The 22670-nt window shown below is 54.8% G+C and carries 22 protein-coding genes; 8 read left to right on the top strand and 14 right to left on the bottom strand.

The window, feature by feature from the left end; all coding sequences use genetic code 11:
* Positions 1-98 precede the first annotated feature (98 nt).
* The 3 genes from ompK26 to AS136_RS01930 all read right to left on the bottom strand — a co-directional run bounded on the left by ompK26 (position 99) and on the right by AS136_RS01930 (position 3210).
* Positions 99-794, bottom strand: a complete 696-nt coding sequence (ompK26, locus tag AS136_RS01940; RefSeq protein WP_012967271.1) for a KdgM family porin OmpK26 — start codon at positions 792-794, stop codon at positions 99-101.
* Between the two features lie 249 nt (positions 795-1043).
* On the bottom strand, positions 1044-2222 hold the full coding sequence (locus AS136_RS01935; protein ID WP_008806357.1) for an acetyl-CoA C-acetyltransferase: 1179 nt from the start codon (positions 2220-2222) through the stop codon (positions 1044-1046).
* Positions 2223-2340: 118 nt separating this feature from the next.
* Positions 2341-3210 carry a LysR family transcriptional regulator gene (locus tag AS136_RS01930; RefSeq protein WP_008806358.1) on the bottom strand — a complete coding sequence of 290 codons (870 nt, stop codon included), beginning with the start codon at positions 3208-3210 and terminating at the stop codon, positions 2341-2343.
* A 102-nt stretch (positions 3211-3312) separates the two neighbouring features.
* Here AS136_RS01930 and AS136_RS01925 point away from each other — a divergent pair, with 102 nt between their 5' ends.
* The 6 genes from AS136_RS01925 (at position 3313) to mrkJ (ending at position 8663) form a co-directional block, all read left to right on the top strand.
* On the top strand, positions 3313-3774 hold the full coding sequence (locus tag AS136_RS01925; RefSeq protein ID WP_008806359.1) for a multidrug/biocide efflux PACE transporter: 462 nt from the start codon (positions 3313-3315) through the stop codon (positions 3772-3774).
* Positions 3775-3898: 124 nt separating this feature from the next.
* Positions 3899-5128 carry an amino acid permease gene (locus tag AS136_RS01920; RefSeq protein WP_063266653.1) on the top strand — a complete coding sequence of 410 codons (1230 nt, stop codon included), beginning with the start codon at positions 3899-3901 and terminating at the stop codon, positions 5126-5128.
* Positions 5129-5247: 119 nt separating this feature from the next.
* Positions 5248-6126: an aldo/keto reductase family oxidoreductase gene (locus AS136_RS01915; protein WP_012540635.1), complete on the top strand. Its 879-nt coding sequence runs from the start codon at positions 5248-5250 to the stop codon at positions 6124-6126.
* 382 nt (positions 6127-6508) lie between these two features.
* The gene (gene mrkH / locus AS136_RS01910; protein ID WP_063266652.1) at positions 6509-7213 is read left to right on the top strand and encodes a transcriptional activator MrkH; all 705 of its coding nucleotides are present in this window, start codon (positions 6509-6511) and stop codon (positions 7211-7213) included.
* A 5-nt stretch (positions 7214-7218) separates the two neighbouring features.
* A complete protein-coding gene (mrkI, locus tag AS136_RS01905; RefSeq protein ID WP_049008691.1) occupies positions 7219-7803 on the top strand; it encodes a transcriptional regulator MrkI in 585 nt (194 codons plus the stop codon).
* A 143-nt stretch (positions 7804-7946) separates the two neighbouring features.
* Complete coding sequence (mrkJ, locus tag AS136_RS01900) at positions 7947-8663, top strand: cyclic-di-GMP phosphodiesterase MrkJ (protein ID WP_032731214.1); 717 nt, start codon at positions 7947-7949, stop codon at positions 8661-8663.
* Between the two features lie 35 nt (positions 8664-8698).
* Here mrkJ and mrkF read toward each other — a convergent pair whose 3' ends face one another.
* From mrkF to mrkA, 5 genes are all read right to left on the bottom strand, one after another.
* Positions 8699-9334 (bottom strand): type 3 fimbria minor subunit MrkF, encoded by a 636-nt coding sequence (gene mrkF / locus AS136_RS01895; protein ID WP_012540633.1) that lies wholly within the window; start codon positions 9332-9334, stop codon positions 8699-8701.
* 13 nt (positions 9335-9347) lie between these two features.
* Positions 9348-10343, bottom strand: a complete 996-nt coding sequence (gene mrkD, locus AS136_RS01890; RefSeq protein WP_012540632.1) for a type 3 fimbria adhesin subunit MrkD — start codon at positions 10341-10343, stop codon at positions 9348-9350.
* Positions 10334-12820, bottom strand: a complete 2487-nt coding sequence (mrkC, locus tag AS136_RS01885; RefSeq protein ID WP_063266651.1) for a type 3 fimbria usher protein MrkC — start codon at positions 12818-12820, stop codon at positions 10334-10336. Before mrkC ends, mrkD begins: the two co-directional genes overlap by 10 nt.
* A gap of 11 nt (positions 12821-12831) precedes the next feature.
* Entirely contained in the window at positions 12832-13533 is a 702-nt protein-coding gene (mrkB, locus tag AS136_RS01880; protein ID WP_012967265.1) for a type 3 fimbria chaperone MrkB, read from the bottom strand.
* Positions 13534-13628: 95 nt separating this feature from the next.
* The gene (gene mrkA / locus AS136_RS01875; RefSeq protein WP_008806369.1) at positions 13629-14237 is read right to left on the bottom strand and encodes a type 3 fimbria major subunit MrkA; all 609 of its coding nucleotides are present in this window, start codon (positions 14235-14237) and stop codon (positions 13629-13631) included.
* A gap of 705 nt (positions 14238-14942) precedes the next feature.
* Between mrkA and AS136_RS01870 the strand changes: the two genes are divergently transcribed.
* Entirely contained in the window at positions 14943-15152 is a 210-nt protein-coding gene (locus AS136_RS01870) for a YdgH/BhsA/McbA family protein (RefSeq protein WP_002916131.1), read from the top strand.
* 95 nt (positions 15153-15247) lie between these two features.
* Here the strand turns inward: AS136_RS01870 and AS136_RS01865 are convergent, their stop codons facing one another.
* Entirely contained in the window at positions 15248-16144 is an 897-nt protein-coding gene (locus AS136_RS01865; protein WP_012540631.1) for an EamA family transporter, read from the bottom strand.
* Between the two features lie 81 nt (positions 16145-16225).
* On the opposite strand from AS136_RS01865, the gene AS136_RS01860 reads away from it, so the two are divergent.
* Entirely contained in the window at positions 16226-16732 is a 507-nt protein-coding gene (locus tag AS136_RS01860) for a MarR family winged helix-turn-helix transcriptional regulator (protein WP_012540630.1), read from the top strand.
* On the opposite strand, the gene AS136_RS01855 is transcribed toward AS136_RS01860, so the two are convergent.
* The 5 genes from AS136_RS01855 to yehD all read right to left on the bottom strand — a co-directional run bounded on the left by AS136_RS01855 (position 16729) and on the right by yehD (position 22605).
* Positions 16729-17685, bottom strand: coding sequence for a nickel/cobalt transporter (locus AS136_RS01855; protein ID WP_063266650.1), 957 nt, complete (start codon positions 17683-17685; stop codon positions 16729-16731). The two genes, AS136_RS01860 and AS136_RS01855, sit on opposite strands and share 4 nt — an antisense overlap.
* A gap of 137 nt (positions 17686-17822) precedes the next feature.
* Positions 17823-18812: a fimbrial protein gene (locus AS136_RS01850; RefSeq protein WP_012967263.1), complete on the bottom strand. Its 990-nt coding sequence runs from the start codon at positions 18810-18812 to the stop codon at positions 17823-17825.
* A gap of 12 nt (positions 18813-18824) precedes the next feature.
* A complete protein-coding gene (locus tag AS136_RS01845; RefSeq protein WP_012967262.1) occupies positions 18825-21305 on the bottom strand; it encodes a fimbrial biogenesis outer membrane usher protein in 2481 nt (826 codons plus the stop codon).
* A 12-nt stretch (positions 21306-21317) separates the two neighbouring features.
* The gene (locus AS136_RS01840; RefSeq protein WP_012540626.1) at positions 21318-22001 is read right to left on the bottom strand and encodes a fimbria/pilus periplasmic chaperone; all 684 of its coding nucleotides are present in this window, start codon (positions 21999-22001) and stop codon (positions 21318-21320) included.
* Positions 22002-22062: 61 nt separating this feature from the next.
* Positions 22063-22605 carry a fimbrial protein YehD gene (gene yehD / locus AS136_RS01835; RefSeq protein ID WP_023323246.1) on the bottom strand — a complete coding sequence of 181 codons (543 nt, stop codon included), beginning with the start codon at positions 22603-22605 and terminating at the stop codon, positions 22063-22065.
* Positions 22606-22670: the final 65 nt, after the last annotated feature.

Here is a 22670-nt window from a genome sequence, read left to right as displayed (position 1 = left end):
CTCCTTCGCGGAGGGCTTTTTTGTCCCTTCTCTTTCCCCCATAAAAAACCCCGGCTGACGGCGCCGGGGAAAACAAACGATGAGGGCTGAATGGTCTGTCAGAACGAGTAGGCCACCCCAACGCGGAAGCGGGTCTGACGATCGCTGCGGTCGTTCACCCCGACGTTGCCAATTTCACCATACGGTGACCAGTTGTTATCCAGCTTATAAGCCACCTTCACGTTATATTCCTGCGAGTAGGGTTTGTTGTCGTTGCGGCTGACCCCTTCGGAACTGCGGGCATAGACATAGTTCAGCTCTGTACGCCAGTCACCAAGCGCAAACCCGGCCCACGCATCGCCGCGGTTAACTTTGTCATCATCTTTACCGGCGTTGTTCGGATAGCGGGTGTATTCATAGCGATAGCGAGCGGCGACATAGAAGCCGTTGTCGAAGCTGTATTGCACGTGGAGGTGCGGCTTGTAGATGGAGCGGCTGTCGTTGCTCTCAATGGTAAACCCGGGGGTGAGGAAAAAGTTCGACGTTGCTTTCCAGCGCCAGCTAATGGTGTCTTCATGACCATTACCCACCACATCTGAATAGGGCTGCGAACCGTTGTCGCCACCCGAACGCCATTTGGCCTCGACGGTAAAGCCTAGCCCGTTGGCAAAACGGTGGGAAACGGAGACGCGGTCGGCATTACTTTTATCGCTCTTACCGCCATCAATGAATTCATGACGTAAATCTATCGTTACCGCAGTCGCCGCAAAAGACATACCACAGAGGGCGGCCAGAACCAGAGATCGTTTTAACATAGGGTACCCCTTATAATAAATAAAATGTCATTTCGTTTTTATGAAACGTTATTTTATTTTTTAAGCACCTTAGTTTTAGTGACCAGGATCGTAGTTATTTGTTTCAAAAAATGTGGCACAACAAGACGTGACGGAGCTCAATAAATTCGCCAGGGGGGAAGTGAAATACGCGAGAAAAAGCAGGGTTCGGCAAAGTGCGGCGCATAAAAAAGGCCTCCCGCAGGAGGCCATGTAGATCGAGACAGAGTGTCAGGCGCGCTCTACCGCCAGCGCCACGCCCTGACCGCCGCCGATGCACAGCGTCGCCAGCCCTTTACGGGCATCACGCTTGATCATTTCATGCACCAGCGATACCAGGATCCGGCAGCCGGAGGCGCCGATGGGGTGGCCGAGAGCGATCGCGCCGCCGTTGACGTTGACCCGCCGTTCATCCCACTCCAGTACCCGGCCAACCGAGATCGCCTGAGCGGCAAAGGCCTCATTGGCTTCGATCAGATCAACGTCGTCCAGCCGCCAGCCGGCCCGCTCCAGACAGCGACGGGTGGCGTGCACCGGGGCAATACCCATCAGCGCCGGATCGACCCCGACGCTGGCGAAGGCGCGGATCCGGGCGAGGATCGGCAGCCCCAGTTCAAGGGCTTTGGCTTCACTCATCATCATCACCGCCGCCGCGCCGTCGTTGATGCTGGAGGCGTTGCCGGCGGTCACCGACCCGAGGCGGTCGAAGGTGGGCTGCAGGCTGGCCAACCCTTCCGCGCTGGCATCCACCCGCGGTTGTTCATCGGTATCCACGGTGCGCGCCGCGCCGTTATGCTCGGTAATAACCGGGACAATCTCGTCGCGAAAGCGGCCGGAATCAATCGCCTTGCGCGCCTTATGCTGTGAGCTGAGCGCCCAGGCGTCCTGCAACTCGCGGCTGATGCCGTATTCCCGGGCGAGGTTTTCCGCCGTAACGCCCATATGATAATCGTTGAAGGCATCCCACAGTCCGTCATGCACCAGGCTGTCAATCAGCTGGCTGTTGCCCAACTGGGCGCCGGTGCGGCTGTCGGTGAGTACATGCGGAGCGCGGCTCATATTCTCCTGACCGCCGGCGATCACCACATCCGCTTCCCCGCACTGAATCGCCTGGGTGGCGAGGTGCAAAGCCTTCAGGCCGGAGCCGCAGACGTCGTTTATGGTAATGGCCGATACAGTGTTAGGCAGCCCGCCGCGAATTGCGGACTGGCGCGCGGGGTTTTGCCCGGTACCGGCGGTCAGCACCTGGCCGAGGATCACCTCATCCACACTCTGCGGATCGATCCCTGTCTGCTCAACCAGCGCTTTCAATACCACACTCCCCAGCTCGACGGCTGAATGGCGCGATAAGGCGCCCTGAAAGCAGCCAATCGGCGTTCGCAGCGCCCCGACGATCACGACATCCTTCATCCTCTACCCCTGCCCATGCTTTTGCGCAAAGAAACAGCGATATACTAGATAATTGTTATCAAAAAACTTTGTAATTGTTTAAAAAAAGTGAAGCTAATCACAAAGAAACCGCTTTTTATTAACGTTCACGCCGCTGCAGATGCTCACGCAGCCAGCTGCCGGCCGCCCCCGGCGGCGCTTTCTTATTCCACAGCAGATCGACCGAAATCGCCCGCGGCCAGCCGGGAATATCAAGCGCCACCAGCCCGCCCTGCGGCGCAAACTCCGCCACCAGCGCACAGGGCAGAATGCACCAGCCGAATCCCTGCACTGCCATGCTGAGCAGCAGCAGATAGTTTGGCGCCGACCAGACCTGACCTGCGGCAGGTTCGGTGGCGCTGGCCAGAAAGGTGCTCAACCGCAGCTCACGCCAGCTGCGCAGCTCATCCCAGACGACCTTGCCCTGCGCCGCCAGCGGATGGTCAGGCGCCACGTAAATGCCCATCGCCGTCTGCAGCGGCAGGCGGGTGCTGCCGATGTCGGTCGGGTAGCGATCTCTGGCCTCAATCAGCCCCACCTGGGCGCGGGCTTTTTGCAGGAGATCGATCACATCCTCGTCTTCGCCAATCAAACACTCAAACTCGGTATGGGGAAAGCGGCGGTCAAACTGCACCAGCAGATCTTCCAGCACGTCCGGGTGCAGGGTGTCCGAGAGCACGAAGGTCAGTCGCGGTTCCGTCTCACCGGCGAGCGACACCGCCAGCTCATCCAACCGCTCGCTGGCGGCGAGGATCGCTTTGACATAGCTCAGCACCTGCTCCCCCTGCGGCGTCAGCGTCGGCTGCCGCGTTGCCCTGTCAAAGAGGGTCACGCCGAGATCGGCCTCCAGGTTGGCGATAGCGGTACTGATCGTCGACTGGCTTTTACGCAGGCGACGGGCGGCAGCGGAAAACGATCCGCAGTCAACCGCCTCCACAAAGGCGGTTAACGCTTCCGGGGAATAACGCATAATCTATCTACTTTATCGATGTTTTCTATCTTTTGTTTATCATATTTTTCCATAAAATGCCGGGTAATTTCCTGTTCAGGCTAAAACTGGAGGTCGCTCGCCATGCAACAGATCCCTCATCAGCGCAAGACGCTTACGGAACGCGTTATCCACGCCATCACCTTCGAAGGACTGGCGACGCTGATCCTCGCCCCTACCGCCGCCTGGCTGATGCAGCGCTCGGTCGTGGAGATGGGCGGGCTGAGTATTCTGCTCGCCACCCTGGCGATGGTATGGAACATCATCTATAACGCGATGTTCGATCGCCTGTGGCCGGTCTCCCGCTTTCCCCGCCAGCTGAAAGTGCGTGCGCTGCACGCGCTGGGCTTTGAGACCGGATTCATCATCATTGGCGTCACCATGGTGGCGATCGTGCTGGGCGTATCGCTCTTGCAGGCGTTTATGCTGGAGATCGGCTTCATGCTCTTCTTCCTGCCCTACACCATGGCGTTTAACTGGGCATGGGACACCCTGCGCGAGCGCGTTATCCGCCGCCGCCGCCCACGCCAGCCGGCGCGCGGGTAGTGCCCCGGGCGGATCCTCCACGATCCGCCGCGACTTTATCACCAAAAACTATCGCAACAGACGAACCATAAATATGGTAAATTGCACTCCTTTTTTTTGGTTTACCGGTTGATAAAGTCGCATAATGTCTAAAATTTGGTCTAAAGAAGAAATTCTATGGAGTTTTGCCTTATATGGCACTGCAGTAGGCGCTGGGACGCTATTTCTACCGATCCAGCTGGGTTCGGCTGGCGCCATTGTCCTGTTCATCACCGCGCTGGTCGCCTGGCCGCTCACCTACTGGCCTCACAAAGCGCTGAGCCAGTTTATTCTCTCGGCCAATATCGCGCCGGGAACCGGGATCACCGGCGCAGTCAATCACTACTATGGTAAGAAAATCGGCAACCTGATCACCGGCCTCTATTTCCTCGCCTTCTTCGTCGTGGTGCTCATCTATGCCGTGGCCATCACCAACTCGCTGGCCGAGCAGGTGGCGCATCGTACGCCGATGACCCCCACGCTGCGCGCGCTGCTGAGCCTGGGCGTTGTGCTGGTCCTCAACCTGATCTTTCTCATGGGTCGGCAGGTCACCATCAAGGTGATGGGCTTTCTGGTCTTCCCGCTTATCGCCTGCTTCCTGTTTCTCTCCCTCTATTTAATCCGCGACTGGCATCCTGAGCACCTCACCAGCCAGATGCAGTTCAGCACGCACACGCTCCATCAGATCTGGATCTCCATTCCCGTGATGGTTTTCGCTTTTAGCCATACGCCGATCATTTCTACTTTTGCTATCGACCAGCAGGAGAAACATGGCGACCTGGCCATGGGTAAATGCAAAAAAATCATGAAGGTGGCCTACACCATCATCTGCGCCAGCGTGCTGTTTTTCGTCTTCAGCTGTCTGCTGGCGATCCCGGCGACCTATATTGAAAGCGCCCGCGATCAGGGGGTGACCATCCTTTCCGCCCTGTCGATGGTGCCGGGCGCGCCCGGCTGGCTGGCGGTAACCGGCATCATCGTTGCCGTGGTCGCCATGTCGAAATCCTTCCTTGGCACCTACTTCGGGGTGATTGAAGGCGCCAGTGAAATCGTCAAGAGTTCGCTGGGGCTGGTCGGCGTGCGTAAGAGCCGCGCCTTCAACCGGGCGATGTCGATCCTGCTGGTCTCCGCCTTCACCTTTGCGGTGTGCTTTATCAACCCGAATGCCATTTCGATGATCTACGCCATCAGCGGGCCGCTTATCGCCATGATCCTGTTTATCATGCCCACGCTGTCCACCTGGCTTATTCCGGCGCTTAAACCGTACCGCTCGGTGGGTAACGCCATTACGCTGGTGGTCGGCCTGCTCTGCGTTTCAGTGATGTTCTTTGGCTAATCGCCTCTGGCGGCAGCGGCTTACCTGAGCCGCTGCCGCACATTCTGACAACATTCTCGCCCTTCCCTTTCCCCTGAGCGGATTACACTTACGGCTTAGCCACCGTAAGGAGAGTTCGTATGTCCAGTGTCACCTTATCCGGTCGCGGCACGCTCGGCGATCGCCAGGTTTATCGGTTGGGTTATGGCGCGATGCAGCTGGCCGGCCCCGGCGTCTTCGGCCCGCCGAAAGATCCCGAGGAGGCGGTGCGCGTCCTGCAGGCTGCCGTCGAGGCCGGGGTAAACCATATCGATACCTCTGATTTTTACGGTCCGCATGTGACCAATCAATTGATCCGCAAAGCGCTCCATCCCTATCCTGACGACCTGTGTATTGTCACTAAGGTTAGCGCCCGCCGCGACGAGAAGGGCAACTGGCTGCCGGCCATGTCGCCTGCCGAACTGACCCAGGCCGTCGAGGATAATTTGCGTAACCTGGGGCTCGACGTGCTGGAGGTGGTGAACCTGCGCAGTATGCTCAGCCCTCACGGCCCGGTGGAAGGCTCGCTGGAGGCGCCGCTCACTACCCTGCTGGAGCTCAAAGCGCGGGGATTGATCCGCCATATCGGCCTCAGCAACGTGACGGCAAAACAGGTCGCGGATGCGCAGAAAATGACGCCCATCGTCTGCGTGCAAAACCTCTATAACATTGCCCATCGCGCCGACGACGCGCTGGTCGATGCGCTCGCCGCGCAGCACATCGCGTGGGTGCCCTTCTTCCCGTTGGGTGGTTTTACGCCACTCCAGGCGCAGGAGCTGAACGAGGTCGCGGCCTCGCTTGAGGCGACGCCGATGCAGGTCGCCCTGGCCTGGCTGCTTCAGCGTTCGCCGAATATTCTGCTGATCCCCGGCACGTCTTCCCGCACGCATCTGGCGGAAAATATTGCCGCCGCGCAGCTGGCCCTGCCGGGCGACGCCCTGCGCATCCTCGATAATATCGCCACCCGCGCACGCCCCTGACCCGTGGGGAGAAATGGGGGGAACGACAGCTATCCTTAATATTTGCCTGGAAAAACCTCAACACTGCTGGCACTATAGATCTTACAAATGGGGTGTGATCGACGATCGTTTTCTCATTATCCCCGTTAATCAAACTACTGTTTTTATCCTTCGACCGGTCTCCAGCATGGAGGCCGTTGTCGTTTTTGTCATGACCAAAATTTGAAACTCTTGATTACAGGAAACACAATATCAAATTCCAAGTTTATACATATCAATCTGGCTGCAAAGATAGCCAATAACATCAAACGCTCATAAAAACATCTGATTAACCCAATCAGAATGTTGCTATTGCTATAAGAAAAATCAAACGCCTCACGACAACTATTTACAAGGGAAGCACATGACAGAGGGAACGATAAAGACCAGTAAGTATGAAATTATTGCTATTTTCAGAGAGGAGTTGCGCAAACGTACTGAAATTGAAATATTTTTTAACAACACGAGTATCGTAACCCAACTGACACGTGTGGATTTTGCCGAGTTCCATATTCAGACTCACCGCAAAATCCCGCCGGGGCATAAAATTCGCTTTCTCCTGCATAGTGATTCAGGGAAAATAGAGTTTAATGCACCCCAGACAAAACATGACAATAGCGGTGTGGATAAAGGTATCCGCTACGCCTTTTCTTTGCCTGAATGTCTGCAGGTCGTACAGCGCCGCCGCGATCCCCGTTTTCGTTTACGCCACGAACATGATTTTTATTGCCGCGGTCGCCATAAAAATGGCGAAAACTATCTTTTCGACATCAAAGACATTTCAGATGGCGGTTGCGCATTGATGACCAGGACGCCGAACCTGAAATTTCTCAGCCATAACGCCTTACTGAAAAATGCTGTACTGATGCTCGCGGAATATGGTGAGATCACCATTGACCTGGTGGTAAAGAATGTCATTGTTATCACCCTTGATGACGCCAATGAAGAGAGTGAAAGCTACTATCAGATATCCTGCCAGTTTAAGTTCCGCCATCTCGATGACCAGCGCAGAATAGAGAAGATACTGCTGGACCTGATCTTAGAAGCCAAGCGCAAAAAGAGAATCTGATACCCTTGGACAGTATATTGCTGTACACCAATGATAATCTCATTGGTCACTCAATCTATCACTACCTTATTGATAGCCATGAAAATATCACCCGTCTTGGTTATGGCGACGTTATCCATGGGAAACATCTACCACTGGCTCAGACGGTTATTTTCAATTTAATTAATAAGGATATTTCTGCCATCAGAATCGTCGACCTGCTGAACGCGCTTCGCCTTTCTCTGCAGCGCTGCCAACAGCCGGTACTGGTAGTGAAAAGCGACATTGTCGCCCTGTGCAGAGAGTTGATAACTATTGATAATGCTATGATTATTAGCGAAAAATCTCCATTATCTCTTTTTTCCTCTATCGTCAAGCGCGCAGAGGGCGCCAGCGAACTGCCACCGCGAAGGTTGCGCAAACAGCTGTCGCCACGAGAGTGCCAGATCCTCGAACTGCTGATTGCCAACAATAATAACAAGCGTATTGCCGCCCTGCTCGGCATTGCTCATAAAACGGTTCACAGCCATCGTATCCATATCATGCAAAAGCTGGGCATTGATAATTCCCGCGCCATGAACCAGCGTATTGCCGCACTCCATCAATGTTAAATTATGCTCCAGTAAATCAACAGCGGATAAAGCGTACTTATTCGCTGTTGATTTACATTTCCTGCCATTCCCATTAATCATCAGGTAGCCTATAATTAGTGTATCCTCTGCCTATTGTCTGACTAACCTCGTGATGAGGGATAATGAACACTAAAATAACCGAAGACAACATTTTATCTCGTAATGATATCGCTGTACGCTACGTCTTTCAGAAAATGTTTTCCCCACAAGGTACCTTAGTCGCGGTTGAATGCCTGAGCCGCTTCGATAATCTTACCGTCTCTCCTGAGTATTTTTTTCGTCATGCTACCGCGGCGGTTCGTGAGCGTATTTTTCTCGAGCAACTGGCATTGATTGAAAAACATAAAGAATGGTTTTTACACAACAACATTTCCGCCACGATTAACGTCGATGACCATATCCTGAATCTGCTGCGTCAGAAGGAAATAAAAGATAAAATTGCCGCACTCACCTGCGTCCATTTCGAAGTGACCGAAAACGCTGAGAATCTTCTCAATAATTCCCTGGCCGCCTGGCAAAACCCGCAAGATACCTCGCTGTGGCTCGATGACTTCGGCTCAGGCTATGCGGGGATTAACGCCATCAGAGGGTATCATTTTGACTATGTCAAAATTGATAAAGATTTTTTCTGGCATCTGATGCGCAAAGAGTCAGGCCGCCAGTTAATGGATGCCCTGGTGACCTTTTTATCCCGCAATCATCACAACGTGATTATTGAGGGGGTGGAAAGCGAAGACCATAAAAAATGGTTGCAGGGAATGGAATGGTTTGCCATTCAGGGCCATTACTGGCAGGAAGTCAGTATTGAACAACTGGTTGCTGACGATATTACCCGATAAAAAAAGCCGGGGATTCTCCGGCTTTTTTGCATTGCTTAATTATAAACTAATTCCCACGTTGCCCAACTGGTAATCGGCCCACTGGTGGCGCTTTTTGGCGTTGGCGAAACGTAGCCCACGTAATAGGTGAACAGCCCACCGCTGACCGCGTTTTCCTGCAAATGCACCTGATTTTGCTGCGGGTCCGCCGGGACAATTTTATTACTTTTATCCAGCGTATTATTATCATTGGTCGACAACGCCAGATAAATATTCTGCGCCCCATCTGGCAAGGTATTGGCCAGATAGCCCGCATTCTCATTCCCGACCGCCGTCAGTAAAAAACCGTCAATCCAGCGAACGCTGACCCGTCGCACTTCGTCCTGCGAGGCGGCCCCACCGTCATGGCGCAACTGACAGTTTGACAGCGCCAGGGTAAATGGCTGCGGCTTCATAAACGCCCCGGCCCCGCGATCGTGCACTTCCGCCAGGCTGACCGGCGCCAGCCAGACGTTGCCATTGCCGGCATGCTGACCGCCATTCAGCGCGACGCTGCAGGAAATATCCGTCACCCGCCCGGCAAATTCGACCCGTCCGCGGTCATAATTGGTCTCGAAACCCCACGCCGAGGGGGCGGCGAGGCTGCCGCAGAATAGCAGCCACGCGATAGTGTGTTTCGGCAATCCCTTCATTCCCCCTCCCGTATTAATCGTACGTCAGGTTAAAGATCATATGCGACTCCACCTCGCCGGTGCTGGTCGTCGGGCCATACTGATAAAAGCGCGCGTGCAGCGGTATGGTGATGTAGCGGATCTCCTGATTATTCAAGCGGCCAACGGTGTATTTCTTATTAAACTGCAGCGGCGATCCATCCTTCAGTACCTGAATACCGACGCCTTTTGCCATACCGCTACCGGCCTTTTCATTGAGCAACGCGCCCATAGTCGCCGTCGTGCTGGTAGCCAACGTTCCGGAAAACGAGGTGCTGATGTTGGCATACCCGGTTTCGCTCAGGCCGCCGCTGCACTGCAGATCGATATTAAAATCTTTCCCGCCCGCGGTAGTGCCCACCCCTTTCAGGTCACTGCGCCGGATGGAGCCCACATCGACATTCATATTCTTCCCGCTCATCACCGTACAGGAGGGCGAGACCACGGTGATGGCGTTGGCGCTCAGATAGGTTTCGAGGATCGGGTTGCCGCCGCTCTCCCAGTCATAGGAGGTGTATTTTCCCGTCGCCAGGGTGCCGCTGCCGGTGGTTGCCGCGGTTTTGATTATCTCCAGGGTAAAGCGCGATCCCTCCAGCGAATAGTTGGTGGTACCCGATACCCGAGACGAAAAGACGTCGGGATAGACGATATTGACCGTCGCGCCGCCGCGGCTGAAACGCATGCCGATACCCGGCACGTTGGTGGAATAGATTTTATTCCCGAGGTCCGTGGCCCCTGGCGCAACAATCTTCGCCGCGAAGCGGTTGGTGCCGGAGGTACAGCGATAGCTCGCGCCGCCGGGGGCGCTCATCGTCCAGTCGCGGGTGAGGATCACCGACCCCACCGGCAGATCCGGAGGCACCACCACCCTGCCCACCACCATGTCCAGCATCACCGTTGGCGAAGAAAGGCGCGTACAGACGGCCCAGGACGAGGTGGTTCCCAGCGCCATTAAGACGATAAAAAGCGTTAGTAATTTCCTCAGCGACATACGCTATCCTTTGTTGTTTGCGGTCCCAGATCCACCGAACACTGCCCGCCGCTCCACTTCACAATCGCGCGTTTGGCATTCGCATCGCTGATAAACATCATGCTGCCCTGGCCGACAACGCCGATCTCCTTACCATCAGGAGAGAAAATACTCGCCGCAAACGGCAGCGGCTCATGGTTCGCCTGGCGCACCTGCAGCGTGAGGTTGTTCTGCACCGTGGTGCCGAACGCCACCTTAACCACGCTGCCTTCCCACGGCACAACCTGCGCCACGGTGCGATCGAAGGCGACATCGTCAAGGCTACCTTTCGGGTCGATCTCGACGGCGTTAATCCGGTACGGGCGCAGATACGGCAGGATGGCGTAACCATTGCTGTCCACACGGGTGCCCGGCGACCCCGGGAGCATGGCGCCGGCAGCGTCTTTGGCTTCAATCAGCGCCATCGTCGAGCCGCTTTCCGGCGAGAGCACCACGCCGCCGCTATGGGCGATCATCGTCCCGCTGGCGCCCAGGCCGCTCTGACGATAGCCTTCGCCCTGGCTGTAGCTGCCGTTGAGCGTGGTCCATGGCGTACGGTAGCTGCCGTTGAGCGCCACGTCGTGCTGGCCGCCGGTGGCCGTGGTGGTCGACACGCCGTAGTTAAGGTTGTTTTCACTGTCCAGCGAACCGTTGATACCAATCTGCGAGCTGGCAAAGCGCGAGTTGTTGAACGAGGTGTTCGACGTCAGGTTGGCGGTGCGGTTATCGCCAAACCACAGCGGGTAGCTGAAGTTAAGTGAAATACGATCGTCGCGGCGATGACCGGAGCTGTCTGGCGTGTAAACGCGCTGCGCGCTCGCCGACCAGGAGAGACGACCAAATGAGTTGTTGTAGCTGACCTGATACTGCTTCTCGGTCCCGGAGCGGTTCCAGTAGTCGGAGACGCGACCGCTCAGATAAAACCCGCCCCAGCCGTCCGGCAGGTTCTGGTTCACGGTGAAGGTCATGCCGTTTTTCTGCCGCCACAGGGTGTAGTTGCTGCGGCTGTTTTTTTCCTGATCGACGGCATACAGCGCGTCGTTGAGGTTGTAATAACCTTTCGTCGAGTAGCGATACGCCGCCAGCACGATGCTGGTCTGGGTATCGGTAAACATGCGGTTAAAGGTGGCGCGATAGCTCTGCCCCGAATCATCATGGGTATCACTCTTCAGCCGCGAATGGGTCACGTCAAAGGAGAGCGCGCCGATGCCGGTGTTCATCCCGGTCCCCACCAGGAAGGCCTGATAGTCGTCGAAACCCGTGACCCCGGTATAGCCGGTCAGCAGGTTGTTGATACCGTGCTGCCAGGTGGCCTGATAGAGCATCGGCTTGTTACGCAGAGAACTGTCGTCCACTTTACCGGCGGAGAGCGCGTAGCGGGTCATTCCCGGGCGCAACAGCTGGGCGACGGAAGCGTAAGGCACGCTAAACACTTCCACCGAGCCATCCGCCTCTTTCACCGAGACCTCAAGGTCGCTGCCATAGCCGGAAGGATAGACATCCTGCAGGGTAAACGGCCCGGGCGGAACGGTGGTCTGATAGATAATGTTGCTGCCCTGGCGCACGGTGACGAGGGCGTTGCTCTGCGCCACGCCGCGAATTTCCGGGGCATACGAGCGCATGCCATCCGGGAACATATTGTCATCGGTGGAAAGGTTGACCCCACGCAGACCGATGGTGTCGAAAAATTCACCATTGGTAAAAATCTGACCGCCGCTGACGATGGAGTTGAGCTGCGGAATGGGGCGCTGGAGATAGGTCTGGTTGCTGTTCCAGTACGCTTTACCCTGCTGCTGTTGCCAGTTCAGGTTGCCGATGTGCTTCAGCAGCCAGCCGTCCCACGACAGGCCGGCGTTGACGCCAAGATAGGCGCTGCTGTTATCCGAGCCGCCGACCGAAGAGGTGTGGCTGTTCCAGGCGTTGGCCATCCAGCCCAGATTGAGCGCAGTAATGCCTTTGTCCCAGAACTCCGGGCTGACATAGTTTTTCAGACGTTGATCTTCATAGATCTGCGGCACCGAAATGTTCAACCGCAGGGAGGACTGGACCAGGTTGTCTTTGACGTTTTCTTCGTTACGCCAGGATTTGAGGCTACCACAGTACCCCTCCTGTTCGCTGAGCTTTGGGTTAAGCTTTTCCGCCGCGATGCCGTACTGCGTCAGCATCGCTTTGGTGTAGCAAACGCCAAGGTTACCGTCTTTGTCGCGCGCGATGCGCAGGTCGTAGCGCCCTTTCCACTCGTCGTTGGTGTAGACGTCAAGGGAGTAAGTGCCTTCAGTAATCGCGCTGGTCGAAAAGCGAGACAGATCGACCTTCTCGCGGCTACCGACAATAAAGCCGTCGTTAAATTGATATACCGTTCCCGGGTTTTCCTGTCCGCTGGAAAATGGCGGAAAGCAGCACAGCGCGATGGCTATCGCGGTGCTTAATCTTCCCGGGCAGAATGACCTCTGCTTCATTAGCTTTTCCCTTATTTAACGGCCACTTTCACTGCGACATCGGCGCCATAGTCATTAATGTTGTTAACGGTCAGGGTTTCGCCGCGGTTGACGGCGGAGGAGAGTGCTACCGTCTGGCTGGACTGCGGCGCCAGCATCACGGTTTTGCTGTTCAGGGCTTTACCGCCGTCGCGGGAAATACGGCTGACGGTAATGTAGAACGGCGTCGGGTTATTGATGGCGAGACTGCTGCCGTTGGCAGTCAGCGTCAGCTTCTCGGCCGCCGCATCGCGGTTGCCCAGTCCGGCAGGGCGGTAAATAAATTTAAAGCGGGAACGGATCGCCAGCTGCAGCACGTTCTGGCCTTCATTTTTCTGATTGGCCACTACCGGTGGAATTTCCAGCAGATTCAGCCACCACAGTGTCTCTTTATCTTTCGCCAGACCGGCGCTGCTGCCGAGCTTAATACGCAGCGTCTGGCCACTTTTGGCGTCAACGCGCGAGATCGGCGGGGTGATAATAAACGGGGTGGTAATGGTATCCGGTGTGGCATCGGCATCGCCATTATCCAGCCAGGCCTGCGCCAGTGCCGGACGGTCGGCGTTATTTGAAAGCTGTACCGTTATTTCTTTTTCATTTCCTGGATAAATAAAGCGGGTACCGTTAACAATAATGTTGTTGGCATGGGCCGCAAAACTAAAAATGAAACAGAAAAAAAGGGCAATACGCTTCATGCTGACCTCAGAATAAAAATACAAGCGGCGGACATCGCCGCTTTATTATTGTTATTAACTGCCCCGGAGCGGGGCAGTTTTATTTTCTGGCGGAATTACTGATAGGTAATTTCGTAAGTCGCGTAGCTGTTGACCACACCGGTAGTTACTGTGGTCGGTGCGCTGGTCGCATAACCAACGTAGTAGGTGAAGCGCGCGCCATCGGCTACAGCAGCAGCATCGCCTTTTGCTTTCGGCTGAGTGCTGTCACCCGGGATGATTTTGTTGGTCAGCGCGGTGGCGTTGTCAGTAGACAGCACCAGCTGGATGTTCTGGGCACCGGAAGCTTCGGTGTTCGCCAGGTAACCCTGCTGTTTGCTGGTTGCGCCAGCCAGCAGGTTACCGCCGGTCCAGTTCACGCCCAGTTTGGTTACGTCATCCTGTTTGGTGCCGTCAGCAGCCTGGCAGTTAGAGACGTCAATGGTGAAAGATTTCGGTTTCAGATAAGTATCCGCTGCTGCCGCTTTAACTTCAGTCAGGGTTACCGGAGACAGGTAAACGTTCGCATCGCTGCCCTGGCCGTTAACAGAAACAGTACAGGATACATCGGTAACTTTACCGAAGAAATTAACCTGGCCGCCGCCAACATTGGTATCAGCTGCATGGGCAGCAGTCATGCCAAAAAACGCGGTTGCCATTGCTGCAGAGAGAAGAACCTTTTTCATTGCCATTTCCTTGTCAGAGTGAATTACGAATCAATGAGCACACTGTGAATTCGCATAGAACCAGAAACATCAGGCGATGCTGATTTATGCCACTGCTAATAGAATCTTCGACTGACCGGGAGCCGCAATATTTAAGGCGTCAGGTAACGAACTTAAAAATATCAGTTCGCTGGTGCTATCGGCGTCAAAGAATGCTATTTATTCGCCGACAAATATACATTTGTTCACGTTTCATTAAGTTATATAACAGATAACCATCAACTATTAATAAACAGTCATTGATAGATGAAAACGAGAGGGTGGTTGTTTACAGCGCAGCAAGCCTAACGCCAGTGCGAGAGAAAGTGACCGCAACAGCATGCAGAAAAAGCCCTCGGAAGGCCATCGCGATAAGTCTGAATCTGCCTTTGCGGTGGTGAAAACAGCACCAAACCATTCATACAACGAATGATGAAAGCATGAATGAGGCGCATTCCTCTCCCTGAACAAGGGCAGCCCATGTGATATCCCCTTCCAGAAACAAATCATTAATCCATTGTTTTTAAATTAAAAAATCGATAAACAATCATATTTCCGCCATCAAACCGCCATAAAAATGTGATCTAAATCGCACTTTTTGCAACGCACGTTATAGTTAGCAGACTTATTATAAGTCCATCGAAAGCAAACACGCTTTCCACCATAAAAGTTAAAAGGACAAACACCATGAAAAACGTAAAATTACTCGCCGCTGCCGGTATGCTCTCCCTGGTTTCTTTTGCTAGCTTCGCGCATCCGGTGAGCGTGACTGCCGACACCCTGGACAGCGCAGAAGCGAAAATCGCGACCATTGCGAAAGAACAAGGCGCTTCCTACCACATCACCGAAGCGTACACCGGCAACCAGGTCCATATGACCGCCGAGCTGTCTAAATAAGCGAATGGTTGCAGAGGGAGCTGCCGGACAGGCCGCCTGCGGGTGGCTGGTCTGGCTCCCGCCGCCCCCCCCGCACGCAGCAATGTCGAGCCCCGTTATGGGGCTTTTTTCGTTTTTGCTCCCGCCGCCTGGCGCGCCAGCGCGCGCTGGATAGACAGCACGCTCGCCAGCACCACGATCAACCCCACCAGCGCCATCCCCTGGATCTTTTGTCCAAGGAAAATCCATCCCAGCACCACGGCGGTCACCGGGCTCAGCAGACTCATCGCCGACACCGCCACCGGCGAGAGGCGGCCAATCCCCCGGAACCACAGGCCATAGGCCAGCATGGCGCCCGCGACGCACAGCCACAGATAGCCTGCGACCTGCAGCGCTGTCACCTGATGCAGAGGGGGGTCAACGATCAGCGCCACCGGGGCCAGCACCACTCCCCCAATCGCCAGCTGCCAGCCGGTCAACGCGACAATCGGCAAGGAGAGCGCCCAGCGGCGGGAGAGCCAGGTGCCCAGCGCCATACTGATCGCGCCGAGAAACGCCGCGCCGATCCCCAGCGGGTCGAGGACGGTGTGCGGCGACAGCAGCAGCATGGCCATACCGAGTATACCGGCGATGGCGGAGAACACCGCCAGCCAGGGCGAGCGCTGCCGATCAACGCACCAGGCGAGGAGCATCACCAGCAGCGGCTGGATCGCGCCAATCACCGCCGCCAGTCCACCGGGTAAGCGATAGGCAGCGATAAACAGCAGCGCCTGGAAAGCGCCGATATTTAAAATGCCGGTAACGATAAGCTTTGCCCACTCGCCGCGCTGCGGGAAACGACGGCTCCAGATCAGCAGGGCGATGCCTGCCGGCAACACCCTCAGCAGCGCAGCGATAAATGGCCGATCGGGAGGAAGGAACTGGGAGGTGACGATATAGGTCGTCCCCCAGATAGCGGGCGCCAGCGCGGTGAGCAGTAAGTCGATCATCAGACTACGTGAGAGAAAAGCCATGATTTTATCTTCACTTCAAGCTAAATTGGTGACTGAAGTATGTACCGACAAGTATCTTGATATCAAGACAAGTGAGCACTGATGGACAAATCACCCGCGATCGACGCCGTGGATCGCATTCTCGCCCAGTGGCAGCGGGAGCGACCGGATCTGGACTGCAGCCCAATGGGACCGATAGGCCGCCTGAAACGATGCGCCATGCTGCTGGAGCCGCAGGTGGAAGTGGCCTTTACGCGCCACGATCTGGTGCGCTGGGAGTTTGATATGCTGGCGACGCTGCGCCGCGCCGGCCCCCCTTTCACTCTTTCGCCGACCCAGCTCTTCTCCACGCTGATGATCACCTCCGGCACCATGACTCATCGCCTGAAGGCGCTGGAGAAACGCGGATTTATTACCCGCCTGCCGAACCCGGAGGATGCCCGCAGTATGCTGGTCGCCCTGACTCCTGTCGGGCGTGAGCGGATCGATGAGGCGGTGGAAACGCATGTCGATAATGAACGGCAGCTGCTGGCAGGACTCAGTGACAGCGAACGCCTGCAACTGGATCAGGCGCTGCGGGTATTGATGCACCTGCTGGAAAGTCGTTAACAGCCGGCGGCGATAAAGTCGCCGTTGGCGCTGATCGGCACCACGGTGAAAAACAACCCGGCGGCAAAGAGGATCAGCGCCAGCCCGCCGAGGATCTTCACCAGCGGCACCAGCCAGGGCCGCGGACGACTCCCCACCGTCAGCCTGTTGGCCATACGGTGACGGGCATAGTGCACCGTCAGTGACAGACCGAGGATCGAAAGTCCGGTGCCCAGCGCCATGGTCATCACCGCGGCGATGCCCCAGCTGACAATCCCCAGCGCGTTGGCGAACAGCAAGATCATGATTGCCCCGCTGCAGGGGCGGGCGCCGATGGCCAGCACCACGCCAAGGCGTGTTTTCCAGTCGGCGCCGTGCAGGTTGTGCCCCACGCCGTGGTGCCCGCAGCCGCACGAGGCATCATGCTGATGCACCGGCGTCATGGCGCGAATCACTCTCTTGCCCGGCCTCAGGTTCTGCAGCGCGCGAAAGATAATGTAAATTCCAAAGGCGCCGATGGTCAGGGCGCTGATCTTCTCAACGTACCAGCGGCTGGCGCTGAGATCGCCGGCGGCCAGATTCAGTCCTACCGCGAGAATAAAGACAAAGAGGATGGCGCTGACGCCCTGCAACAGGCTGCCGAGAAAGGGCACCACCCGCGCCGCCATCAGGCTCTCCGGGTTGGTGCTCAGGTAAGTCGTGACGATAAACTTGCCGTGACCCGGCCCGATGGCGTGCAGCACGCCGTAGAGAAAGGCGCCCACTAACAGCCAGACGCCGCCGCTGTACTGGTGATTATTCAGCAGTAAAAGATACATCACCAGATAGCGATGTAAGGTTATTTGGGTGGCGAGGCACCACTGGAGAAAATCGCCCCAGTGGCTGTGCAACATGATGCCGGCCACCAGCAGAAGGAGCCCGCCGCTCCCGGCCGCCAGCAGGCGCCAGTCGCGCTGCGCAATCGGAGTATTCATCATTATGCCATTGCGTAAAGAGTTTATCTCACCGGGCGGCGAACCGTCTGCCTGCCCTGTCGGCCAGGGGAAGCGGTATGCCCCCTGACAGATAGAGATAACATTAGCCTGGGCTGGCGTCGACAGGCAAAGCGGGGTTAGTTATTGTTGACCACGATGATGACCCGGCTTTTCATCTCCCCGGTACGTATATTCTCGCCATACTTCATTGGCTTGATATTAAGGGTAATTGGGTTTTTGCCGTGCACGGCTTCCTGAGGCGTTTCGTACAGGTAGCCATTGTCATACTGGATATCCGCCCCGCTGGCATCCTGAATATGGAACCCGACCTCACCGGCGCCGGTGGCAGATAATTCCTCATCGTTGGCTAACACCTGGCCGTTTTTCAGTCCCGATGCGCTCCTGAACGAGTACTCAATCTTGCCCGGCGTCAGTTCCAGTACACCGGACTCTCCCTGGCGGCAGTCGATATAGATCACCTCCGGGCGGTACGCTACGGTTCCCTGTTTAATATCGATGAAATTATATTCACCCATGTTGATTTCCGTCGTCGGATTCTCAAAACCACAGGTCATCACGTTGATTTGCAAAATGATATGATAAATATAGGTAATAGGGATATCGGTGCACTCTTTATCCTTATTCTGACAATATCTTAGATTGAGTTTATAACTTACCGTAAAGGGCTGACCGGGGGTGATCACCGGCCTGCCTGCGACCTCTCCCTTACTGATGGCATAGCTAATCGAGGCGGTATCATTAAAAATGTCAGACAATTTATAGTGAATTTTTTCGGTCAAATCGGTGCCGGAAATATTATGCGGCGACAGGTCGAATTTAATTTTATATTTTTCGTGGCCCACCAGGAAATTATACTCGGTGCTGTGCTGCGCTTCTCCTGTCAGGGTAATCACGACGTTCTGTAATGACTGACAAACAAACAGCCAGTCATCATTGGTAAAGGTGCCTTCGCGTAACGCCAGAGTACCGGAGAGGGTGACGGGTTTGAAAATATAGGTACCGTACCCCTCAATCCCTTTCTGGATATGACTGGTGTTCAGGTCGCAGTTCCCCGCCCAGGCGCCAAAGGTACTGAAGGTGAATAGCAGAAACAGTAGCCATCTCATCGTAATATTCCTTTACCGGCAGACATAGGTCTGCTCTTCATCAATGGTTTGTTTAAAGGTGATCGTGCAGTACTGATTATTTGCTTTATCAACAGCCACTTTCAGCGTCGACGGAACAGTATCCGTGCGGATGTATAATAAGCTGCCCTGGCCCACGACCCCGACATTCTGCCCCCGGTTATCCTCGATTTCATAACCAAACGGCAGCGGCTCACCCGCGGCTTGTCGGGCATGAATCAACCACGGCTTACGCTGGTCGGTATCAAAGTGGCTGACCACCACAGCCCCCCGATACGGAGCCACCATTTTCCGGTTGCCTTTCAGTTCCGTCGTACTGTGGGAATCCGACACATCCAGCATCAGGGCGTTTTCACGGAACGGCGTGAGGTTGTCGTAGAGCACGATCCCTTTCCCGTTGGTGGTGCGGTATTTCTGACCATTGACATAAGCCCCCTCCAGCCCCGGCGCCTGCAAAATCGCGAAGGTGTCTGATAACCGATTCGCCAGGTTCACGCCCCCGGACCAGAGCACCATGCCCCCGGACAGGCTTCCGCTGGCCTGGGTGTAGTTTGACGACTGGCTGTAACTTCCGCTCAGTGTGGCCAGCGGGGCATTCCAGGTAAGGTTGGCCCCGGCAGCGGTTTCATTATTTTGCTGCTGATGACTGAGATTAACCCCGTAGCTGAACTGATCGCGCGAGCCGGCAATGCCGTTCAGTCCGGTGTTATTGGAGGCAAAGCCACTGTTATCGAAGGTGGTGGAGTTAGACAGATTCAACCGACGGCGCGGCGCGGTCAGGTCGTCCCCCCAACTGAACGGAATGGAGAAATAAAGATTAAATCGCTTATCCTGGTGATGATATTCGTCATAGGTTTGGCTGGCCGATAGCGTATAGGTCAGCCGCTGCCAGGTATTCGAGTAGCCGAGCTGATAATCTTTATTGCTGCCGCTTTTTCCCCAGTAGTCGCGCCACAGGGCGCTCAGGGAAATCGCGCCATAGCCCGCCGGAAGCGCCTGACTCAAACTGGCCGACAGGGAATTTTTCCTGCCGAAATCATATTGATAATAATCGGCAATATCGTAGACATCATTTTCGTCGCGGTGATAGTGGGTTCTGTTCTTCGCCCACACGTGATCGTTAAAGGTGCGGTAATCGCGGCTGGAATAGCGGTAGGCCGCGAGGCCAAAACGGGTCTGGGTTGGCGTCAGGAATTTACTGTAAGCCACCTGATAGCTTTGTCCATCATAGGTGCCGTTATCCTGCTCGCTGTGCGACTGGGTGGCATCGACGGAAATAGCGCCGAGCCAGGTATTCCAGCCCGTCCCGAGGGTAAAAGCCGAATAGTGATTCGACAGCATCGAACCACCATACAGCGTCAGCAGATTGTTCAGACCATACTGATAGGTCCCCTGGATAAAATCAGCCTGCCGATCGGCCCCCTCAATATGGCTGCGTCCGGCAGCAAGATCGTATTTCGAGACGCCTGCCTGCAGCATATTGGGAACGGAAGAAAAGGGAACCAGATAGCTGGTGACCGTCCCGTCTGCTTCTCTGATGCTCACGTCAAGATCGGCCCCGCCGCCGGCCATCTGTAAATCAGCGATGGCAAAGGGACCGGGCGGCACCTCTTTCTGATAAATGACAAAGCCATTTTGCTCAATGGTGACCAGGGCATTGCTTTGCGCAATCCCCTGGACGATCGGCGTAAAGTTGCGTCTGGAGTTGGGCAACATCTGCATATCGCGATATAAGCGCACCCCGCGAAAGCGCACAGTGTCGAATATATCTCCTGATGTGTACATATCGCCAGCGCGCAGCGTACTCTCTATCTCGCCGAAGCCTCGCTCCAGATAAAGGGTGTTACTTTTCCACTCACCGGCGCCAGAATCATTATTGTTATAGCTGGCGTCAGAGTGCAGTTGCCATCCCAGGAGATTTAAACCGCTGGTAAAACGGGCAAAGGTACTCTTGTTATTCCCGGCGCTTTTATAATCGCTGTAATACTGACTGGCATAATAGGACGTATAGAAGGCGTTGACCCCGCGGTCCCAGCTTTCCGGGGAAGCATAGCCCGCCTCCAGCTCATTAACAAACGCCTGCGGGACAGTGAGCTCGAGGGTCAGGGTGGAGATATCAAAATGATATTTCCCCCCCTGCACAGCCTCGCGTAGCGTGATGCATTGCGCCAGATCCTTTTTGTCCAGCCTCTCGGCTTTAATACCGAGCTGCTGCAGCTGGGAGTGTGACAAGCAGCTTTCCCCTGGCTGCTCCTTCACTGTCAGGTCATATTTCCCACGCCACTTGTTATTGACATACACATCCAGGTTATATTCACCCGCAATCGGTGCGTCATCTGTAAACTGATAGTGACTGTCTTTGACCCCTTTCATCCCGCCGAACATAAAGTTGGTATCAAAGGTCTCTTCTGCCGCCAGGGCTTCAGCAAATAATGATGCAATAATTGCCAGGGCCAGTGATGTCATCCTTAACATAACCACCTCTTTTTATTTTACGCTGATGCTATCACTAATATAATTTCCATAATCATCAATAAGAGTTATTTTGTACTGTCTGGCAACGCTGCCACTGAGGGTGATCATTTGCTGTGAAAATGGCGCCAGCATAATGGCTTTACTATTTCCTTTCACATTATTCACTTTAATTTCAGGGATCGTAATCCAGTTTGCGCTGTTATTTTTAAGCAGTACATTTTTACCTTTTTGCTGCAGGTCTAAATGATGAAAGCTGGCCTGCGTAACGCCAGCAACACCTTCCGGGCGATAAAACAACTTAATTCGATTTTGGATCGCAAATTTCACCACATTTTTACCATCATTCACGCTGGCATTGGGTGGGATATCGAGGACATTCAAATAAAATAAACTTTCCTGATTTTGCGGTAACGTATTGGATAATGCTTTTATTTTAAGCTGCTGACCGGTATTGGCTCTGACGCGCACCACCGGCGGTGAAATAAGAAAAGGCACGCGGATATTTTCCGGGGCAATGGAAGTATTACCGTCGTCGATCCACGCCTGTACCAGGGCGCCGCGATCGCCGCGATTCATTAACTGCACCATCACCTCATTTTTACCGGCCGGATAAATAACGCGCGTCCCATAGATCACAATACCCGCCTGTGCGGGGATAATGAAAAAGGTCAGTAGCAGCAGAATGAATCCTTTCATCTCTTTCACTCCATGTAAACAGAGACCCGGCGAACGCCCTGCGTCTCGCCGGGTGACAGCATCACTCGGTTACCACGGTCAGCGTAAGGGTTGACTCAACATCGCCCTGGGTGACTGCGTTACCTGCGGCCACCACCGCATACTGTGCTGAAAAATCAATGGTATATACACCGTTTTCATCAGGATCCCCATTAAGAGGAATCAGCGAGTTGGCGTTTAGTTCGGCGTCATTCGCTGTCACCACAAAGCCGACGCCGGATGCGCCACCCGCTACGGTATTTTTCGTAATGTTCGGGTAAGTGGTATCAAACTGGTTACGTGCCAGGCTGATTTTCGGCGCAGCACCGGTACATTTTAATTTTAATGGCACCGTGGTGCTGTTTTTAATGCCGGTATAGGTGGCGCCGGCATTAAGACCAGCAAGACTTTCCTGCCCGACCTGGTTCATCGTAATAGTGGTAGAGTTGTTGCCATCAAGAAACTGACACGTGGTTCCCACAACGCGTCCGGTGATAATAACTTCACCCTGGTCAGTATCCGCAAAAGCACCGGCACTCATAAATACGGTGGACAGGACTGCTGCAGCAACAGTTAAACGCTTCATAATATAGTTCCTTTTATTTGTTTATCCATTTGGCTTATGAGATGAGAAAAAACTCATGCGGTAAA

The sequence above is a fragment of the Klebsiella sp. D5A genome, from assembly GCF_001620885.1.
In the GTDB taxonomy this organism is placed as follows: Bacteria; Pseudomonadota; Gammaproteobacteria; order Enterobacterales; family Enterobacteriaceae; genus Klebsiella; species Klebsiella variicola.
This window is presented reverse-complemented; position numbering and strand designations above follow the sequence as displayed.

Coding starts and splice junctions, on each gene's coding strand:
- ompK26 (WP_012967271.1), bottom strand. CDS start 794: ATGTTAAAACGATCTCTGGTTCTGGCCGCCCTCTGTGGTATGTCTTTT.
- AS136_RS01935 (WP_008806357.1), bottom strand. CDS start 2,222: ATGAAGGATGTCGTGATCGTCGGGGCGCTGCGAACGCCGATTGGCTGC.
- AS136_RS01930 (WP_008806358.1), bottom strand. CDS start 3,210: ATGCGTTATTCCCCGGAAGCGTTAACCGCCTTTGTGGAGGCGGTTGAC.
- AS136_RS01925 (WP_008806359.1), top strand. CDS start 3,313: ATGCAACAGATCCCTCATCAGCGCAAGACGCTTACGGAACGCGTTATC.
- AS136_RS01920 (WP_063266653.1), top strand. CDS start 3,899: ATGTCTAAAATTTGGTCTAAAGAAGAAATTCTATGGAGTTTTGCCTTA.
- AS136_RS01915 (WP_012540635.1), top strand. CDS start 5,248: ATGTCCAGTGTCACCTTATCCGGTCGCGGCACGCTCGGCGATCGCCAG.
- mrkH (WP_063266652.1), top strand. CDS start 6,509: ATGACAGAGGGAACGATAAAGACCAGTAAGTATGAAATTATTGCTATT.
- mrkJ (WP_032731214.1), top strand. CDS start 7,947: ATGAACACTAAAATAACCGAAGACAACATTTTATCTCGTAATGATATC.
- mrkF (WP_012540633.1), bottom strand. CDS start 9,334: ATGAAGGGATTGCCGAAACACACTATCGCGTGGCTGCTATTCTGCGGC.
- mrkD (WP_012540632.1), bottom strand. CDS start 10,343: ATGTCGCTGAGGAAATTACTAACGCTTTTTATCGTCTTAATGGCGCTG.
- mrkC (WP_063266651.1), bottom strand. CDS start 12,820: ATGAAGCAGAGGTCATTCTGCCCGGGAAGATTAAGCACCGCGATAGCC.
- mrkB (WP_012967265.1), bottom strand. CDS start 13,533: ATGAAGCGTATTGCCCTTTTTTTCTGTTTCATTTTTAGTTTTGCGGCC.
- mrkA (WP_008806369.1), bottom strand. CDS start 14,237: ATGAAAAAGGTTCTTCTCTCTGCAGCAATGGCAACCGCGTTTTTTGGC.
- AS136_RS01870 (WP_002916131.1), top strand. CDS start 14,943: ATGAAAAACGTAAAATTACTCGCCGCTGCCGGTATGCTCTCCCTGGTT.
- AS136_RS01865 (WP_012540631.1), bottom strand. CDS start 16,144: ATGGCTTTTCTCTCACGTAGTCTGATGATCGACTTACTGCTCACCGCG.
- AS136_RS01860 (WP_012540630.1), top strand. CDS start 16,226: ATGGACAAATCACCCGCGATCGACGCCGTGGATCGCATTCTCGCCCAG.
- AS136_RS01855 (WP_063266650.1), bottom strand. CDS start 17,685: ATGAATACTCCGATTGCGCAGCGCGACTGGCGCCTGCTGGCGGCCGGG.
- AS136_RS01850 (WP_012967263.1), bottom strand. CDS start 18,812: ATGAGATGGCTACTGTTTCTGCTATTCACCTTCAGTACCTTTGGCGCC.
- AS136_RS01845 (WP_012967262.1), bottom strand. CDS start 21,305: ATGTTAAGGATGACATCACTGGCCCTGGCAATTATTGCATCATTATTT.
- AS136_RS01840 (WP_012540626.1), bottom strand. CDS start 22,001: ATGAAAGGATTCATTCTGCTGCTACTGACCTTTTTCATTATCCCCGCA.
- yehD (WP_023323246.1), bottom strand. CDS start 22,605: ATGAAGCGTTTAACTGTTGCTGCAGCAGTCCTGTCCACCGTATTTATG.